The organism is Acinetobacter sp. TAC-1 (assembly GCF_029025845.1).
Taxonomy (GTDB): Bacteria; Pseudomonadota; Gammaproteobacteria; order Pseudomonadales; family Moraxellaceae; genus Acinetobacter; species Acinetobacter guillouiae.
Map to the genome: position 1 here is coordinate 387,247 of NZ_CP118892.1, position 19,277 is coordinate 406,523.

Here is a 19,277-nt window from a genome sequence, read left to right on the forward strand (position 1 = left end):
GGTTTGTATAGCAATAAGCTAAATTAAGACTTTAACTCAACTCTTGCGGATCAACATCTATGGTGACTTTCATCGTAGAGGGTTTGCTATGTAACAGCTGTTGCCACCATTGGCGAATATAAAAATGCATTTTTGCCCGATCTTGAGAAAGCAAAACCACATGGGCTTGGTAACGCCCTGCTTTACGTTCCATTGGCGCTGGAATAGGTCCCCAGATATCAATTAAATTCTCTTCGGCAGTTTGTCTAAGCAGCTGCGTCATTTCAGTCAGAAACTTTAAATTTTCTTCCTGATGCTTTGAATCACAGCGGATCAAAGCTGTATAACGAAAGGGTGGAAGCAGTGCGGCTTGGCGATCTTTTAAGGTTTGTTTGGCAAAGGTCCGATAGTCATTATGAATCAAGGTGTTTAATAACGGATGATCAGGTCTTAGGGTTTGTAAATAGACCTCACCTTTCATTTCACCACGACCCGCACGACCTGCAACTTGAATAATCAATTGCGCAGTACGTTCTGTAGCACGGAAATCCACACTCAACAAACCTGCATCAATATCCAAAATTGCCACTAAGGTGACATAAGGAAAGTGATGTCCTTTTGCCAGCATCTGCGTGCCAAGTAAAATGGTCGGTTCGCTTTTCTGGATTTGATCATAAATCTTTTGCCAACTGCCAACCCGACTGGTTGAGTCACGATCTACGCGCAAGACGGGGAAATGAGGGAACAGCTCATTCAAGGTTTCTTCAACTTTGGCAGTTCCCATGCCAATTGGCTTTAATTGTTGTTGATTGCATTGAGGGCAAGCATCAGGCATACGATTAATCGTGCCACAATGGTGACAATGTAAATGCTGATAAGGCTTTAAATGCAGGGTAAAGTGAGCATCGCAATTGGGGCAATTGGCCTGCCAACCACAGCTTTCACAGATAAGCACAGGGGCATAACCGCGGCGATTTAAAAAAATCAGAACTTGTTCTTTTTTCTCTAAACGTTTTTTGATTTCAGCAATCAAAACATCACTTAAGCCATGCTGTTTTTTTGCCACTTTTAAATCAATCAAATGCATTTTCGGCATGATTGCGGCACCAGCACGTTGATTTAACTCAATCCGTGTCAGCTTTTCTTGGCGAGCAAGATAATAACTGTCAATACTAGGCGTGGCAGAACCTAAGATAATCGGGCAATTTTCTAAATGTGCACGATACATGGCCACATCGCGAGCATGATAGCGAAAGCCTTCTTGTTGTTTAAACGAAAGATCATGCTCTTCATCTAAAATAATCAAACCCAAATGTGGCAAAGGTGTATAAATTGCAGAACGTGTGCCTAAAATAATAGAGGCTTTGCCCGTTTGCGCATGCTGCCATGCTTGTAAACGTTTAGTGTCATTTAAGCCTGAGTGCAGTAAGGCAATATTGCAATGAAAACGTGATTGAAAACGGCTGATGGTTTGTGGAGTTAAGCCGATTTCAGGCACTAAAACCAAGACTTGTTTGCCTTGTTTAAGTACTTCATGCATCACTTGCAAATAAACTTCGGTTTTACCACTCCCAGTTAAACCATCCAATAGAAATGCTTGATATTTTTTCTGCGCTTTTAAAATCGCTTGAATGGCTTTCTTCTGATCGTCATTTGGCGTGAGGGGCATCTGTGCCAATTGCACAGGTTCTGGCGTGACATTTTGTGGTTCTAAATCACAACGAACAATGTCTTTTTTCTCAAGGACTTTGAGTGTGGCTGTTTCAACACCACTTAAATTAAGAATATTTTCCTGTGTCCCTTTCGGGTGTAGCTTTAAAATTTTATAGGCTTCTTGTTGTTTTTCAGAACGCTTAACTTTGTCTTCGGCATGTAAGTCTAAAAGTTTCCAGATACGTGCCAATAAATTATAAGGTTTACCTTGGCGTAATAAGGTAGGTAACGCCGTTTGAATCACTTCACCGATAGGAAATTGATAATATTGTGATGACCATGTCAATAAACTTAAAACTTTACTGTCTAGAATGGCCTGTTCATCTAACAGTTCAGTAATGGCTTTGAGTTTAAAATGAGAATCCACAGGTTCATCAATCGGTACTTTCTTAACAATAACACCAATCAGATTTTGTCTGCCAAAAGACACTGCAACACGCGCACCGACTTCAGCTTGCGCATATTGTTCAGCGGTGACTTGGTAATCAAAGCAGTCATTCAAATAGACTGGAACAGCAACTTGAATACGATAAATCGTCTGTGGCGTAGCAAGGGTATTCGACATTTTTAATTTAGTGACTCATTAATTTAGTGAGGCTGTGATGAAATTGTTTCATGTGCAGATTCGGCTTGTGTTAGAGTGTAACAGTCATCTATAAACATGAATATGAATGATTTATAGGGTATGACGCAACAGCCTAATCAAAAAATTTTGGAAAACTAGAGCATAATAATGCCAGCATATCAATTTACTGCAATTGATGCTTCAGGAAAGCAGCAAAAAGGCGTGTTAGAAGGAGATTCCGCACGCCAGATTCGACAACAACTACGGGACAAGGAATTGATTCCTGTCACGGTGGATGCTGTTGAACAAAAAGATAAAAATAAAAGTTCAGGATTTTTTCAACGTAAATTCTCGGCTTATGATCTGGCCTTAATGACACGTCAACTTTCTGTTTTGGTCGCTGCTGCAATTCCTTTAGAGGAAGCATTACGAGCAGTTGCCAAACAAAGTGAAAAAGTGCATGTACAAAATCTTTTACTTTCGGCACGTTCAAAAGTGCTTGAAGGGCACTCTTTGGCTCAAGCGATGCAACAAACAGGACGCTTTCCAGATTTGTATATTGCGACCGTTGCTGCGGGTGAACGTTCAGGGCATTTAGATTTAATTTTAGATCAATTATCTGATTACACCGAAAACCGCTTTGCCATGCAAAAGAAAATTCAAGGTGCGATGATCTATCCAATCATCTTGATGTTTATGTCTTTTGCGATTGTGATGGGGTTGATGACATATGTTGTTCCAGACATTGTTAAAACCTTTGACCAAAGTAAGCAAGCCTTGCCATGGATCACTGTGGCGTTGATGAAAGCCAGTGAGATTATTCGGCAGGCTTGGCCCTTTATGCTGGTGTTTAGTGTGGTTGGGATCTTTTTATTGATTCGATTCCTACGAACTTCTGCGGGGCACTATGCTTTTGATCGTTTAACACTCAGATTGCCATTATTTGGTAAATTATCTCGTGGTATAAATGCAGCGCGTTTTGCCAGTACCTTATCTATTCTTACCCAATCAGGCGTGCCATTGGTCGATGCTTTGAAAATTGGAGCAGCGGTGAGTAGCAATTGGGTGATACGAGATGCAGTTAATATTGCAGCAGAGAAAGTCACAGAAGGTGGAAATCTTGCAACACAATTGGAGCGTTGTGGTTATTTCCCACCGATGATGGTACAAATGATTAAAAGCGGTGAAGCTTCGGGTGAGTTAGATCGAATGTTAAGCCGTGCATCAGATATGCAGGATCGAGAAGTATCCTCATTTATTTCAACATTATTGGCTTTACTGGAACCCTTAATGTTGGTGTTTATGGCTGGTATTGTTTTGGTTATTGTGATTGCAGTCATGTTGCCAATCGTCAATATGAACAATATGATCTAAGCCAATTATTTTTATAAAGAATATATAGAGAGTAAGCAGATGCAACGAAAGATGAATAGGACTCGTCAGTCAGGTTTTACCTTAATTGAAGTGATGGTTGTGATTGTTATTTTAGGCGTACTTGCAGCATTGATCGTACCCAATGTGATGGGACGCGGTGAAAAAGCCAAAGTTGACACCACTAAAATTGCATTAAAAGGTGTAGCGGGTGCTTTAGACCAGTATAAACTGGACAATGGGCGTTATCCGACAAGCCAAGATGGTGGGTTAGACGCGCTTGTAAATCAACCTGCAACAGCTAAAAACTGGTTACCTGGTGGTTATGTTAAAGGTGGTTATCCGAAAGACAGTTGGGAAAATGATATTCAATATGTGATCCCTGGTTCTGAAGGTCGTAAATTTGATTTATATTCTTTTGGTGCCGATGGTAAACAAGGTGGTGAAGGAAATGATGCAGATATTTATTACCAACCTTAATTGAAGATTATTTAAGTTATTATTTATGGGATTAATCACTTCATTTAATCGAGTTAATAAATCTTGTGTGAAGTGATAATCTTTCTTGTTTGCTAAAGTGTATTTAATTTATTGAAATATAACAGCTATTTAAAATAACGATGTTTGAGAGTTATAATAAGAATTATTCCCATATTTAATAGTTACAAGAAAGTTAAATTGTGTATAAAAATAGACTTTTTATTTAATTAAAAGCTTGCATAATAGTTCTCAGGGCAATCTGAATTGCTTAGGAGGATGAGATGAAAGCATTATTATTACCAGATGAAATCAGCCAATTTCATTGGACTATGCTCAAATCTGTTCTTTTAATTTTGAGCCTATTACCGATTAGCCAGTTTTTTCTCAATATTTGGCAAGTTGCCGATGCCAATAGCCAGATCATGATTGGTTTTATGGCGATTAGCGTATTTAGTGCATTATTTATTATTAGTTTTTATAATGCCTTAAATTTGACAGTATTTCAGTTAAAAACTGAATTCTCATCATTATTAGAACAATATTTAGTACGTTCATATCGTTATGTGCCAATGTTATTTTTAGCTGCAATGATGTCTTATTTGGTGACTCAACTTTAGTTGAAATATCATGGAAAACCGAGGGTGTAATCCTCGGTTTTTTTGCACTACAATTTAATGATTCAGGTTTATTCAACTAAGTCGGCTGAACAAGGCTCATGGTGATTTTGCGCACAATAGGTAAGATAAAAAGTAACACTGGAAAGGCAATCAGCCAAGAAATCCCCCAAGCTGAAAGCCATGTATATAGCGAAAAATTCTCAAACCCCATGCTTCTGAATGTACTGATACATGAAACAATAAATGTCATGATAATAGACAGTAACAAAGGTAAAACAATCGCTGCATAGCGATGTGGAATCTTTTTAAAATTAAAATAAGACGATTTAGAATTTTGCATTTTTTACTCCGTAAACCAACAAACGCCAGTGCCGCATCAAAATATTAAAATTTTGATTAAAAATAGCCCCAAGCCTTGTTGGAGATATGTTGGCACGTTGATTGACGTAAACGTTTACGGCTTTATGATCAGCGAAAATAATTTAGCATAAACTTGAAAAAAATATAATAAAAAATGCGCCGAAAATATTTTCAATTTCGTTTTGATAGGGTTTGGATTGAACATGATTGTCTTTTTAACAGGATCATTTGTCTGTTTTGTATAAGGTTGATCGCTTTAAATTTATCTAAAATGATTTTATCTCTTGAGATGAACTGATAAAAATACGAGGACTTAGCAATGCAACAAATAGAATGGAATGACTTTCTTAAAGTAGAGTTACGGGTAGGAAAAATTATTCAAGCCGAAGTGTTTGAGAAAGCGCGTAAGCCTGCTTATATTTTGCATGTTGATTTTGGCGAAGCACTCGGTATAAAGAAATCGAGTGCGCAAATTACCAACCTATATCAACCTGAAGATTTAATTGGGAAGCTTGTGGTTGCTGTTGTGAACTTTCCAAAAAAACAAATTGGACCGATTCAGTCAGAGTGTTTAGTGACGGGTTTCCATAATCAAGATGGGCATGTGACGTTGTGTGTGCCTGATACAAATGTGCCATTGGGAACAAAGTTACTTTAATCATTGAATCAAGCGCTTTGTTGAAGCTGACCTCATCTCCTTAAACCAGAGATGAGGGATTCAAGCATTAACGTCTAGATTTAAAGCTAATATCGACTGCTTTAGGTCGATAGATCCAGCCTAAAATTAATAATAAGAAGGATAGCAATAAAATAGGGTAATCGCTAAAGCGGGTGTACCAAGTTTCACCTTGCATGGCCGGTAAATCACCACGAAGTACAGCTTTTTGATCTACAGGGGCTTGTTTTACAATATGCCCATTGTGGTCAATAAATGCTGTTACACCTGTATTGGTAGCACGAATAAACCAACGTCCATTTTCCTTGGCACGCATTTGCACCATTTGAAGATGTTGTAATGGGCCTGCTGTACCAGTGAACCAAGCATCATTAGAAACAGTCACTAAAAAGTCACTATTAATCGCATTTCGTCGAGTGAGATTCGGATAGGCCACTTCATAACAAATGGCTGCAGCTAAATCATGTCCTTTAATATTAAAAGGTTTTTGATTGGATGCACCTTGTGAAAATCCACTCATGGATGGATCATTTTGTAGCGCAGGTAACACCCAAGCCAACAATCCTGAAAGTGGAATATATTCACCAAAAGGCACCAGACGTTGTTTTTTATATAAGCCTGAAGAATCTGCGCCAGAAGCCATCATACTGTTGTAGTACATTGGATAGCCATTTTTCTGTGACTCTTTTAAGTCCCAATAAGGAATACCCGTTACCCATGCTGTGCCTGAACTTTTGGCTTGTTGATCCATCATATCCAAGAATTGTTGAATATCTGTTTGGAACAGTGGAATCGAGGATTCTGGCCAAACAATCAGATCACGCCCCCATTCAGTACGGCTTAAATTAACGTAAATTTCTAAGGTTTTAACCTGATATTCAGTTAACCATTTTAAATCTTGCGGAATATTGCCTTGAATCAAAGAAACGGAGAGCGGCTTTTCTGCTTTCGGTTGTACGAAAGTGATAAACGATGCGCCCCATGCGCCAAGGATTAAAATGATTGCAGGAAAGATCCAAAAGACTTTTCTATTTAAAATTTCAACCAATGCACAAGCAAGGACAATTACAACAAAAGATACTGCAAACACACCAAACAGTGGAGCATAGCCATCTAAAAGTCGTTCAGTGAATGCGTAACCTGCAAATAACCATGGAAAACCAGTAAAGACCCAAGTCTTCGACCATTCAAAAATAACCCACAAAGGAGCGAAAGTTAATGGCGTTTCAGGGAAGAATCTACGATATACCCAAGTCTGAATCGCGGTAAAAAGCCCCATGACAATGGCCATGATGGCGATCATCAAGACACTCAATACAGCATTGGTATCTCCATACACATGAATCGATGTATAGAGCCAGAATGCGCCAACAAACCATAGACCAAAGCCATAGCTTAAGCCAATCGCAAATGCTTGGCGTGGTGTACGGCCTTTTAAGCAAGCATATAGCAGGGCAGGCGATAAAATTGCCAACCACCACCAATAGTAAGGCGCCAGTGCTAAACTGAACACTGCGCCTGACATTAACGAAATCAATAATGGGAAAATGAAGGGCAGCTGTTTTTGTTGTTGTGATGAATTTAACAGCTTGTCAAAGTATGCTCTCATTTATGTACAGCTCGAATCAGATGAATAGTGCGTGCATCTGCTTCAATAATTGTAAATTCCCAATCCTCAAGCTCAACCACTTGGCCTTGAAGATCACTCACTAGACCAATTTCTTGAAGCAGTAATCCGCCCATAGTCTCTACTTCATCGTCAGGAAATTCAGCATCTAAAACATTGTTAAAATGTTCGATTGGTGTAAGTGCTTGCACAATCCATGTATTGGCTGTGGTATGAGTTGTATCTGGAATGATAAATTGTGCTTCTTCGTCAACGTTATCATGCTCATCTTCAATTTCGCCAACAATCTCTTCCAGAATATCTTCTAAAGTAACCAGCCCTGCTGTTGAACCATATTCATCAATCACAATAGCAATATGGGTTTGAGTGTTTTTTAACATTCTCAAAACTTGGTCGGAACGGGCACTTTCTGGGACAAATAATGGCTGACGCATTAACGCATGCACATCGACAACAGATGAACGATCAGTTAAAAAGGGTAAAAGATCTTTAGCAAGTAAAATACCCACGACGTTTTCAGGCTGATCAGAAGAGAAAACAGGGAAACGTGAATGTGCAGATTCAATAAGAATATCTAAAATATCAAGAAGTTGATCATCTTCTTGCAAACTGACCATCGCTGTGCGCGGAGTCATGACTTCACGGATTTTTGTTGCTGGAAGGTCTAATACGCCTTCTAACATTGCAACAGTATCGGGTTCTAAAAAACGACGTGAATCTTGTACTAATTTTAGCAGTTCATCCCGGGTTTCTGGCGCTGTTCCTAACCATTTGCGTAAGCCACGCATTCCCCACGATGGGCCTGATTCCTCGTGCATGATCTTTCCTAAAGACGCTTAATATCTAGTAAATGTTTTTTTATCATACCGAAGAAAACACAGATGTCTATCTATTAAATAAGGTAAATAGATGAATGTATGTGTCATATTATAGATATATTGCAAGCCTTATTCATTATTTGAGTTTGTGTTAAAATTATTGATTGATTTCGCTTCTTTTTGAGAATAGATAATGTCTGAACCGATGCCTACAGCAAGCATTCAATTAAACACGCGTGGACTACGTTGTCCTGAGCCTGTAATGATGTTGCATCAAGCAATTCGTAAATCTAAATCAGGTGATGTCGTTGAAGTATTTGCAACTGATAATTCAACTTCTTGGGACATTCCTAAATTTTGTATGCATCTCGGTCATGAGTTGATTTTACAAGAAGAAGTACTAGATGATGCCGGAAATAAGGAATTTCACTATTTAGTGAAGAAAGGTTAAAAGATCATGATGGGTGGAAATCAGTCTATGTTATATGTAATGATTTCCCTTTTATTGATTTAAAAATATTGAAATTTATTTAGCCTGTTTTTAATGGCTAATAAATTTATGTTATATGTAATTTATTGAATTTTAATAATTATACTGTGGATATTAAATTATTTTACAAAATTAAAAATGACAGAATTTTGACTTATGATTATAATCTAAACATATTTTTTAATAATAATTAACTCATTCAAATGAACAGCTTAGTAAATAGCATTTATAAAATATTGGATCAGCTTGGACTAAACGCACAAAAACGAGCTTTGCATATCCAATTTAGCAATACAGACTTAAACAACCAAGTCTTCTTACAACGTATTGATGGACAACATGGTCTAAACCAAGGAGTGTCTGTTGAACTGATTTGCCTTGCCACTTCGGCTGCGATTCCACTTAAACAATTTATCGGTAGCCAAGTGGCCATCGATCAAGTCACAGATCATGGACAACTGTTTCGTAGCACAGGGGTGATTACTGAAGCGGCACAAGGGCAGAGTGATGGCGCACTAACGCTATATAAACTCAAACTCGAAGATGCTACTTCATTGTGGCATAAACGCCGTAACAGCCGAGTGTTTATGAATAAGTCGGTTGTGCAAGTCATAGAAACGCTGTTTAAAGAATGGCAAGACAAAAGTCCACTGTTTGCCTCCAGTTTAAGCCTTGATAAAAGTGGACTGAAAAAAGACTACGATATCCGACCATTCATTATGCAGAGTAATGAAAGTGACTACGCATTTTTAAGCCGCTTGATGCGCAGTGAAGGGATCAACTGGCTGATTGATGAAGCACAATTGATTGTGCCTAGTTCTGCGACTCAAATTCAGCCACAAAAACTGCGTTTGGTGGATGATAACAGTGAATACAAAGCACTAGAACGAAGAAAGATCCGCTTCCATCGCAGCAGTGCCACAGAACAACAAGACAGCATCACCAGCTTTATCGGACAATGTAGCTTACAACCCACCGCTGTCCACGTACAACGCTGGCAAGCAGATGTGTTAGAGCAAGAAGAAGGTGCAGGCAGTGTTCAAAGCAAACACCAACACAGTCAAAGCCAAAACAATGCCAGTCTTGGTTTAGAACAAGCTTGGCATATTAGCCCAGCTTGGATTCAAGACCTCAATGGTGAAGATCAAGCAACCGCTTCAAATAACAATCAAATTGAAAAGATCAACCAAAACCTCAGCCATTATTACGATGCCCAATCCAAACAATTTATATCCAACTCCACTGTACGTGATGCGCAAGTGGGGTACTGGTTTGAGTTAAACGAACACCCAGAAATAGACCAACACAATGGCTCAGACAAAGAATTTCTGATCACGTCAAAGACATTCTATAACCAGAACAACTTACCCAAAGACCTGAGCGAACAAATCAATCGCTTGCTCCAACAAAGCAATTGGGTAAACGAAAATAAAGCAGATTCAAATAACCCAGAACGCCAAGCCAATCAATTGGTACTACAACGCCGTAATATCACCACTGTTCCTGAATACCACCCACTACAACATCGCCCTAGTACCCATCCACAACGTGCCAAAGTGGTTGGGCCAAGTGGAGAAGAAATCCATGTCGATGAATGGGGACGTATTAAAGTTCGCTTCCTGTTTACCCGCAATGAAGACCACAGCCATGATGGTGGTGCAGGGAGCAATGACAACGATACTGATTCCGCTTGGGTGGATGTACTGACCCCGTGGGCAGGTGAAGGCTATGGTGCGCGGTTCTTACCGAGGATTGGTGAGATTGTCGTGATAGATTTCTTTGATGGCAATATCGACCGACCATTTGTGGTGGGGCGTATCCATGAAGCGCAACGAAGCCCAACTAAATTTGATGACAAAGGCCAATTGCCTGATACCAAAAAACTGGCAGGGATCAAAAGTCGAGAAGTTAAAGGCAGTGGCTATGGCCAACTGAGATTTGACGATACCACAGAGCAAATCAGCAGCCAGCTACAAAGTAGTCACGGTGCGAGTCAACTTAACCTCGGTAACCTGAGTCATCCTAAAGAAACCGAGACCAGTGAAGGACGAGGTGAAGGCTTTGAACTAAGAACAGACCAATGGGGTGCAGTGCGTGCAGGGCAAGGCCTACTACTCAGTACCTATGCTCAAGATTCAGCTTCAGGCAATCATCTCGATGCAACAGCCGCGAAAAGTCAGTTAGAAAGTAGTCTAAATAACTCTAAAGCCTTAAGTGAAGTTGCTAAGAATCAGCAAACGGATCCTTTAGAAAATTTAGATCATTTGAAATCGTTTATTTCATTTTTGGAAAAAGATGAATCCAGTGAAGCAAAAAGCCAAGCAGATACCTTTAAGCAAGCTCTCATGTTATTGGCTTCACCCAATTCGGTTGCGCTTGCTACTAATGAAGATCTACATCTTTCTGCCGATCGACAAATCTATGAAACTGCGGGTGATAGTATCAACCTGAGTACGCAAAAGAATTTAGTCGCACATGCACAATCAAAGATTAGTCTTTTTGCGGCACAAGAAGGGGCAAGATTATTTGCAGGGAAAGGTAAAGTTGAGATCCAAGCACAAGGCGATGGTGCGGATTTGATTGCACGTAAAGGTATTCAGATTATTTCAACTGAAGATAAGATTGAGATTAAAGCGGATAAGAAAATTATTTTGATTGCAGATGGTTCGCAAGTTGAAATTAGTGGAGCAGGTGTTTTACCGACCACTGCGGGTAAGTTTGAGAGTAAGGCGGGGCAGCATAAATTTTTGGGTGGTGGGAAAGTTATTAGTTCTAGCATCAGCTTACCTAAAATAGGTGAAAAAAATGCATATGATTTGAAAATGCTGGTGAAAGATAATAATGGAAATATTAAGAGAAATATGAAGTATTACTTTTTCTTAGCGAATGGAAGTAAGGTAGAAGGTATAACAGATGATAATGGCTATACTAAAACAATAACAACAATTCAACCTGAAAAAGTGGATTTACATTTAATAAATGATGAGCTTATAAATATTGATGAGATAGATAATGGCTAATTACGATTTTTATCCATATGTTTCTTTGGAATCTAATGTTGATATTAATGATTTGAGATATTCATTGCGAGTTTATGATCCTGTTAAAAATATTAATTATTTAGATCAGAGTAATAATAAAATATCACCATATTCAAAAAATTTATTGATTAAGTCAACTAAGAATTTTAGAACACACATTTTAAAAATAGTTGTTAATGATCCTGCTAAACTAAAAGAATGTATTTTAATTTTTGATTTATTTAGAATGTCTAAGAGTGGTGCTGAAGTTCATGTTATTAAAAGATATTTGAGTGCAAACAGAATTGAAGAGTTTAGTTCTCAAAATAGATATAATGTTAAATTAGATATTGTTAAATATAAAGAAACAAACAATGTTACGAAACAGACACAACCTAATAATCCAAATATTGTGGAAGTGAATCTACCATCGAATAGGATTTTTATTGAAGAAAAATACCCTCTCGGTAATTCAAATGATCCTTTTACTAAAGAACGTGTTGAGACTAGTTTATATAGTAGAATTAAAGATCCATACCCAAATCAACGTAGTACATATTTGTGCGGGCCAGCTGCATTTTTTTATTGCGTTTTAAATAGCAATAAGAAAATATATGCTAAAATAGTAAAAGAGTTATGGGAGAAGGGAGAGGTAAAGGTTAATAATCTTAATATAAAACCTTCTTTAGATGGTGCTAGAAAAGTGAATGGTTTCTATAAGGAGAATAAAGGTGTTAATAATAAAATAACATTAAATCCAAGAATTTCACCAGTAGATTGGATAACAATGGGGAGTTTAAGAGATTCAGAGAATTCAGTTTTTGATTATAATACAGCAGAAAGTCAGAATATTGTAGGTGATAGTTTTAATGGTTTTACGGCATTTACTCTACCATCAGATATGGAGCGTTGGTTAAAGAATATTGGTTATAAAATAGTATATACTGAAAGAAATTACAGTAGCCGTGTTGATAGCTTAATAAAAGCAAATGCATTTTCGATGCAAAATCATTATTTGATAGCATTAACAATGGGTGCTATTGTAGAAGGGCAGCCAGAAATTCCTCGATTTAGCAAACTTAAAGTTAGAGGTCCTTCACATTGGATTGTATTTACAGATAATATTAAAACAAAAAAAGGACAATTAATTACTTCCTCAACTCAACATAGTGAAATAGTATCAGCTTATTGTGCAACTTGGGGAAGTAATCAAAAAATTAAAGATCAAGAACTGAGTTTTTTTTCTAGTAATTTATATTGGTTTATTGTTGTTGAAAAGACATTGAATTAGGAAATTTATGAAAAATATATATTTACTTTTATTGTCAGCTTTTTTTATATTAGGCTGTAGTAATACTCCGACTATAACACCTGATAATTTGCCAAAAGCTTCAGTAGGAAAACCTTATAACGTTAAAATTGAAATTGAGAAAGTTATATTGGTTGATGACTTATTTGTTGATAGCAATATCACTAATGATTCTGGTTTGGTTTTAAATACTGGTGTTGGAGAGCCTCCTTATAGTGATAATACAATTGAAGTTAAAGGGACCCCCATTAAAAATGGAAAATATGAAATTATATTAGAGGGGCAGACTAGAAATGCATATGGTGGTAATATTAATTTTAGAAAAAAATATGATTTGATTGTTTTGCAGTAAATAAAATTAAGTAGGTTTTTTAAGTGATGTATTTTTGTTTAAATAATCTTAATATGGTTGTTTAAATCAAGTCACTATTAATTATTGGATAAAGGAAAAAAATTTAAGTATACAATTGATTTATATGGTTTTTCTAAAGCCAAGTTATTCAATTAGTGAAGATAAAGCCGTCATGTGTATTTATTAATATTTTTTAGTATGCTGTATGAAAATTCTATGGTTGTATTGAAAATAATTTAGTTGTATTAGTAAGGCTAAAATGACTGAAAAATCTAATAATTAAAGTCGAGATACAGGATGATTTTAAAGAAAATTATTCGATTTTTGGTAATCACATTGTTATCGAGTTTGGTCGCTTGTAATTCGTCATCTGAGACGATGAGTAAAAATGAACAAGAAATGAATGAATCTGATTATATTGTTGGTGTTGTGGCTGGCAACCCTAGTGAAAATTTAATTAATAGTAATGCTAAGTTTTTTTCACAATATAGTTTAGGTGTAAGTGTTGGATTTATACGACCAAAATTAAATGTAAATGAAGAAAGTAAACTAAAATTAAATTTAAAAGATGGATATGACCACACAGTTTTAGTTTTTAATAATTTAGAAAATTTGGTTTTTGTCTCAGATGCTAACTATCCAAAACAAGGCGTTACAGATATAGGTTTTGATATTAGTAATATAAAATCTAAAAAAATTAATGAAAAAAATAATTTTTTTTCTTATGAGAAAATTGTAAAGCAATTAAATAAAAATGGTTGGAAAGTCTTTTACTTCGAGTCTGAACCGAGAGTGTTTGGAAAACAATCATTTGAAGCCAATAATAAAATACCTAACTATCAGGGGAGTTTGGATGGGTTTTATTTGGATAGTGAGGAAAAATGGGAGAAGTATTCGAGTGCGTTAAAACGCCAGCCTCTTAGATTTTATAAAAATAATGTCATATTAACGATAAATTTTCGCGAATCTATTGATGAAGTAAAAATTCACTTGGATTTTATTACTTTTTTTTCTCACTATTTTTATCAATATGATGAGAAAATTAGAGATAAAGATTGGAAAGTGTTATTGAGTAAAGATTTAAATAAGTGGGAAAGAGAGAGACAAAGTACAGAAGTTAAAATGGAAAAACTAGGTTATGATATTAAAAAAGAATATCACAACCCAAATGTTTGGGATTTTTTAAAATAGAAAGACATAGATATAAATCATCGTTTTAATAATCTACATCTATGTAAGCAAACTTAAAAATTATTAGGTTTGACATCGCTCTAACGAGATTAAATTAAAAAACCCGCCGAAGCGGGTTTATTTATTTACATATTCGGATAGTTTGGACCACCGCCACCCTCAGGTGTTACCCATGTGATATTCTGAGATGGATCTTTGATATCACAAGTCTTACAGTGAACACAGTTCGCAGCATTAATCTGGAAGCGCTTAGAACCATCATCATTTTCCATAATCTCGTAAACACCAGCAGGGCAGTAGCGTTGAGCTGGCTCATCCCATTTTGGTAAGTTGACATTGACTGGAATCGAAGCATCGGTCAGCTTTAAGTGAGCTGGCTGATTCTCTTCATGTACGGTATTCGATACAAATACAGAAGATAAACGATCAAAGGTTAATTTACCGTCTGGCTTTGGATAGGTCGGTTTAAATGTCGCAGCATCTACAGTTTTTAATGCACTAAAGTCAGGTGCAAGGTCATGTAGGGTAAATGGCACTTTAAAGATATTTTGATCGATAAAGTTAAATGCACCACCCATCCATAAACCGAATTTATGCATTGCTGGACCAAAGTTACGCGAACGATGTAACTCTTCTTTTAACCAACTGTTGTTGAATTTGTCAGTATAGGCAGTCAATTCTTTAGCAAAGAAATCTTCGCCTTCAGCGACACGCGCAACCGCTAAATCACCACCTTTCTCATGACCCGCTTGGATTGCTTCGAATACAGCTTCACCGCACAACATACCCGATTTCATCGCAGTATGAGAGCCTTTGATTTTAGCAAAGTTTAAGAAACCTGCATCATCACCAATTAAGCAACCGCCTGGGAAGGTTAGTTTAGGTAGAGAGTTTAGACCACCTTTAACAACTGCACGTGCACCATAAGAAATACGTTTACCACCTTCAAGATATTGCTTGATTAGAGGATGTGTTTTCCAACGTTGCATTTCAGCAAAAGGATACATGTGTGGATTTTCATAAGATAAATCGACAATCATCCCCAAGGTCACTTGGTTGTTTTCAGCGTGATATAACCACCAGCCGCCTGAAGAACCTGTTTCTGCCAAAGGCCAGCCTGAACCATGCATTACTAAACCCGGTTTATGTTTAGCAGGGTCAATTTCCCAAAGTTCTTTGATCCCGATACCGTAATGTTGCGGATCAGCATCTTGGTCTAAGTTGTATTTTGCAATCAAACGTTTACCAAGGTGTCCACGACAACCTTCTGCAAAAATTGTGTATTTTGCATGAAGCTCGTAACCAGGGGTAAAGTTATGAGTAGGTTCACCATCTTTACCAATACCCATATCACCAGTTTGGATGCCTTTTACAGAACCATCTTCATGATAAAGGATTTCTGAGGCAGCAAAGCCAGGGAAGATAGAAACTTCTAACTCTTCCGCTTTTTGACCTAACCAACGCACGACATTACCCAATGAAATAACATAGTTACCATCGTTGTGCATGGTTTTAGGAACCATCCAGTGTGGTGCTTCTTGTGACTTTTCAGCAGACATGAGGAAATAAGTTTTGTCCTCAGTCACAGGTACATTTAAAGGTGCACCTTGTTCTTTCCAGTCAGGGAAAAGTTCATTGATTGCACGAGGTTCAAGTACAGCACCAGAAAGGATATGCGCACCAACTTCAGAGCCTTTTTCAACCACACAGACGGAAAGGTCTGGAAGATTGTTTTCAAGAGCTAATTGACGAATTTTAATCGCAGCAGAAAGACCCGCAGGGCCTGCGCCTACGATCACTACGTCAAACTCCATCGATTCGCGTTCGATGTGTTCCATGTAGGACTCCTCATATTTCTAAGGGTGGCAACCGTGAGCATTTATTGGGAATTAATAAATCGGTGCTGCCATGAGTGTTCTAAAAATTCCGTGATACGAATTAACGCTCGTACCAATAATATATTTTGCGCTAGTATAGTTAGAAACCCTAATCTAGCCAATTGGCTGAGTCGTATTATTTTTAAGTCAGCAAGGCATAAACCATGGTAAATCAAAATAATTCAACATCAGCGGCTCAAAATCAGCCAGATTCTGATAATAAAAACTTAATGAGCATTGCACAATACTTAAAAGATGTACAGGCGGGTCACAAAAGGTCAATACCCCCTTTAGAGCAGTGGCAGCCAAAGCATTGTGGCAAAATGGATTTGACGGTAAAAGCCAATGGAGAATGGTGGCACGAAGGTCAATTGATCAAACGCCAAGCGCTTTTAGACCTGTTTACAAAAGTACTTTGGAAAGAAGACGGAAAGTTCTATTTAAAAACCCCAGTTGAACAGATTGAAATTCAAGTTGAGGATGAACCTTTATTGGTCAATCAAGTTGATCAGGTGAATCTCGATGGACAGGTCTATTTACAAGTTACCACCACCAATCAAGACATTACACTGATTGATCCAGAACACCCTATTTTTATGCGTGAATATCAAGGTGAGTTAAGACCTTATGTACATATTCGTTTTGGGATAAATGCCTTGATTCAACGTTCTGCTTTTTTCCATCTGATTGAATATGGGAAATTGCTTGAAAATGCACAAGGAGATACCATTTTATCTTTAGAAAGTGGTGATTTTCACTTGCAATTAGGGACTTGAGGTTTAATCTTGTTAATTATTTTTACCGTATGCCAATAGTGGATCAAATGAGCGCGATTCTTCCTCTCTCTCCTCTAGAAAATCCAATGCCAAAAGCCTTGGCAGATGCCCCGATTGGTATTTTTGATTCAGGTATCGGTGGGCTTTCTATTGCACAGGAAATTGCCAATTATTTACCAAATGAACGTATTGTTTATTATGCCGATACTGCACATGTCCCTTATGGCCCACGGACGGATCAAAATATTCGTGAATTAACTGCACAAGCAATTGAATGGTTATATCGCCAAGGTTGTAAAATCGCAGTTGTGGCATGTAATACCGCTTCAGCATTTAGTCTGGATTATTTACGTGATCATTATGGTGAAAATTTTCCTATTGTTGGGCTGGTGCCTGCTTTAAAACCGGCAGTGCTACAAACCCAGTCTAAAGTGGTTTCCGTTTTGGCTACACCTGCCACTTTCCGTGGAAAATTGATCAAAGATGTGATGCAGCGTTTTGCAGAACCTGCCAATGTTGAAGTACTAACGATTACCAATCTTGAACTGGTTCCCTTGATTGAATCTGGACGTTATAACAGTTTGGAATGTAAACACAGCCTGCAAAAGGTTTTAGATCCAGTCATTGCCAAAGGCTCAGATTATTTGGTGTTGGGCTGCACCCATTACCCTTACTTAAAACAAAGTATTCAAGAATTATACGGCCCTCAGCTTAACTTAATTGATTCTGGATTAGCGGTTGCACGACAAACGGCGCGTATATTGTTAAAAAATGAGTTAATATCAAGTAGCTTGCAAGAAAAAGGGGTGCGTTTACAATGTTTTGTGAGTGGGGAAAATGCAAAACAATTAGAAAATGTCATCAAACATCTCATACAACCAAAAATTACATGGTCTGTAGAAAATATTGTTGAAAAACTCGGCTAATTCTTTCAATATTGAACAGATTTAATATATTTTCATAAGTGTAGGGCATATCCAACTTAAAGCTCATGGATGGATTTAAGTAGGGTGTGACAAGAATGGGTTAACCTATGCTCGATAAACGGTATCAAGTTTTTATTACAACATCTGGCAAAGAAATGCAGCCAGAACGGATGGTCGTGTCACAAACCCTTATAGGGATGGGTTTTTTTTCTTGGGGATTAGAGCAACGGACACCATTAAGTACCGCATTTGCACGTCGTCAGATAGATGACTGTGATTACGTTTTATTGTTGTTGGGGAGTCAGTACGGTGAACAATCTGTTTCAGGGGTGAGTTATCTACATCTTGAATATATTTATGCGGTGACCAAACAGAAACCAATTATTGTATTTATGCATGAGAGTCCTGAATTTCGTGAACCGCATTTAAAAGAAGAAAGTACGCTGCTAAAAGAAAAGTTTAATGAATTTAGACATCAACTACAAAAAGAAGTTGAGCAAGTCGTTACTTATCGAACTTTACGAGATTTAGAACTTGCGGTACGTTCATATATGCCACAAATGCTAGAGCGTTATCCTGTCGTAGGATGGGTCAGACCTCAGAATATTCAAGTCTTACAAGATGAGATTGATCGTTTAAAAGCAAAGTTGGCACATGTTTCCGTAGAGCAAGGAAAAAAAGAAGCAGATCCATTTTTAACTTTACCCAAAGTTTCATTACATGAAGTGTTTAATTTTGATTATCGAATGCATGCCTATCAAGATGGTAATTTTAAAGAGTTATCGCCAGCGCGTGAGATGACATGGGCAGAGTTATTGAAAATCTTATCAGTTGAATTTAGACAACCGACGTCTGAGGATTTTTTCTCTAAAGTCTTAAATGAATATTTGAATAATACGGGTTTAACCGATGCGCAAGTGGTGATGCCACGCGCTCATGCTGTGTCTAGAGCGCAGATTAATGTGCGTTCCTTGCATACGATTAAGCAACAAGTCCGTCAAAATGAATGGATCATCCCTGTGGGGCGTGATGATCGTCAGCGTATGCTCTGGCAGATGACGGATAAATGCGTGAAACTGCTTGAAAATTCACAACGTATTAGCAGTCGCTCTTCAATTTTTTAAGTTAAA

Annotated in this window: 17 protein-coding genes; 12 read left to right on the forward strand and 5 right to left on the reverse strand. The window is 37.5% G+C overall.

Annotated elements, in window-relative coordinates:
* Positions 1-31: 31 nt before the first annotated feature.
* Positions 32-2,257, reverse strand: a complete 2,226-nt coding sequence (locus tag PYV58_RS01730) for a primosomal protein N' (protein ID WP_034617817.1) — start codon at positions 2,255-2,257, stop codon at positions 32-34.
* A 168-nt stretch (positions 2,258-2,425) separates the two neighbouring features.
* On the opposite strand from PYV58_RS01730, the gene gspF reads away from it, so the two are divergent.
* The 3 genes from gspF to PYV58_RS01745 all read left to right on the forward strand — a co-directional run bounded on the left by gspF (position 2,426) and on the right by PYV58_RS01745 (position 4,725).
* On the forward strand, positions 2,426-3,631 hold the full coding sequence (gene gspF / locus PYV58_RS01735; RefSeq protein WP_004725548.1) for a type II secretion system inner membrane protein GspF: 1,206 nt from the start codon (positions 2,426-2,428) through the stop codon (positions 3,629-3,631).
* A gap of 39 nt (positions 3,632-3,670) precedes the next feature.
* Positions 3,671-4,108, forward strand: coding sequence for a type II secretion system major pseudopilin GspG (gene gspG / locus PYV58_RS01740; protein ID WP_004816754.1), 438 nt, complete (start codon positions 3,671-3,673; stop codon positions 4,106-4,108).
* 281 nt (positions 4,109-4,389) lie between these two features.
* The gene (locus tag PYV58_RS01745; RefSeq protein ID WP_034617821.1) at positions 4,390-4,725 is read left to right on the forward strand and encodes a hypothetical protein; all 336 of its coding nucleotides are present in this window, start codon (positions 4,390-4,392) and stop codon (positions 4,723-4,725) included.
* Positions 4,726-4,801: 76 nt separating this feature from the next.
* On the opposite strand, the gene PYV58_RS01750 is transcribed toward PYV58_RS01745, so the two are convergent.
* The gene (locus PYV58_RS01750) at positions 4,802-5,065 is read right to left on the reverse strand and encodes a DUF2798 domain-containing protein (RefSeq protein ID WP_034617824.1); all 264 of its coding nucleotides are present in this window, start codon (positions 5,063-5,065) and stop codon (positions 4,802-4,804) included.
* Between the two features lie 339 nt (positions 5,066-5,404).
* On the opposite strand from PYV58_RS01750, the gene PYV58_RS01755 reads away from it, so the two are divergent.
* A complete protein-coding gene (locus PYV58_RS01755) occupies positions 5,405-5,743 on the forward strand; it encodes a tRNA-binding protein (protein WP_034617827.1) in 339 nt (112 codons plus the stop codon).
* Between the two features lie 67 nt (positions 5,744-5,810).
* On the opposite strand, the gene lnt is transcribed toward PYV58_RS01755, so the two are convergent.
* Both lnt and PYV58_RS01765 read right to left on the reverse strand, forming a co-directional pair.
* The gene (lnt, locus tag PYV58_RS01760) at positions 5,811-7,370 is read right to left on the reverse strand and encodes an apolipoprotein N-acyltransferase (RefSeq protein ID WP_034617830.1); all 1,560 of its coding nucleotides are present in this window, start codon (positions 7,368-7,370) and stop codon (positions 5,811-5,813) included.
* On the reverse strand, positions 7,367-8,206 hold the full coding sequence (locus PYV58_RS01765) for a CBS domain-containing protein (RefSeq protein ID WP_004816763.1): 840 nt from the start codon (positions 8,204-8,206) through the stop codon (positions 7,367-7,369). Before PYV58_RS01765 ends, lnt begins: the two co-directional genes overlap by 4 nt.
* Positions 8,207-8,399: 193 nt before the next feature.
* Between PYV58_RS01765 and tusA the strand changes: the two genes are divergently transcribed.
* From tusA to PYV58_RS01790, 5 genes are all read left to right on the forward strand, one after another.
* Entirely contained in the window at positions 8,400-8,657 is a 258-nt protein-coding gene (tusA, locus tag PYV58_RS01770; RefSeq protein WP_004725563.1) for a sulfurtransferase TusA, read from the forward strand.
* A 242-nt stretch (positions 8,658-8,899) separates the two neighbouring features.
* Positions 8,900-11,716, forward strand: a complete 2,817-nt coding sequence (locus PYV58_RS01775) for a type VI secretion system Vgr family protein (protein ID WP_275059691.1) — start codon at positions 8,900-8,902, stop codon at positions 11,714-11,716.
* On the forward strand, positions 11,709-13,007 hold the full coding sequence (locus tag PYV58_RS01780; RefSeq protein WP_051671138.1) for a hypothetical protein: 1,299 nt from the start codon (positions 11,709-11,711) through the stop codon (positions 13,005-13,007). Before PYV58_RS01775 ends, PYV58_RS01780 begins: the two co-directional genes overlap by 8 nt.
* Positions 13,008-13,014: 7 nt before the next feature.
* Positions 13,015-13,377 (forward strand): hypothetical protein, encoded by a 363-nt coding sequence (locus PYV58_RS01785; RefSeq protein ID WP_227504302.1) that lies wholly within the window; start codon positions 13,015-13,017, stop codon positions 13,375-13,377.
* Positions 13,378-13,776: 399 nt separating this feature from the next.
* Positions 13,777-14,568 carry a hypothetical protein gene (locus PYV58_RS01790; protein WP_275059692.1) on the forward strand — a complete coding sequence of 264 codons (792 nt, stop codon included), beginning with the start codon at positions 13,777-13,779 and terminating at the stop codon, positions 14,566-14,568.
* A gap of 125 nt (positions 14,569-14,693) precedes the next feature.
* Here PYV58_RS01790 and PYV58_RS01795 read toward each other — a convergent pair whose 3' ends face one another.
* On the reverse strand, positions 14,694-16,406 hold the full coding sequence (locus tag PYV58_RS01795; protein ID WP_004725573.1) for an electron transfer flavoprotein-ubiquinone oxidoreductase: 1,713 nt from the start codon (positions 16,404-16,406) through the stop codon (positions 14,694-14,696).
* Between the two features lie 203 nt (positions 16,407-16,609).
* On the opposite strand from PYV58_RS01795, the gene PYV58_RS01800 reads away from it, so the two are divergent.
* The 3 genes from PYV58_RS01800 (at position 16,610) to PYV58_RS01810 (ending at position 19,271) form a co-directional block, all read left to right on the forward strand.
* The gene (locus PYV58_RS01800; RefSeq protein ID WP_034616450.1) at positions 16,610-17,221 is read left to right on the forward strand and encodes a DUF1285 domain-containing protein; all 612 of its coding nucleotides are present in this window, start codon (positions 16,610-16,612) and stop codon (positions 17,219-17,221) included.
* Between the two features lie 47 nt (positions 17,222-17,268).
* Positions 17,269-18,147, forward strand: a complete 879-nt coding sequence (murI, locus tag PYV58_RS01805; protein ID WP_034616447.1) for a glutamate racemase — start codon at positions 17,269-17,271, stop codon at positions 18,145-18,147.
* A gap of 107 nt (positions 18,148-18,254) precedes the next feature.
* Positions 18,255-19,271, forward strand: a complete 1,017-nt coding sequence (locus PYV58_RS01810) for a DUF4062 domain-containing protein (RefSeq protein WP_004816781.1) — start codon at positions 18,255-18,257, stop codon at positions 19,269-19,271.
* The last annotated feature ends 6 nt before the right edge of the window (positions 19,272-19,277 follow it).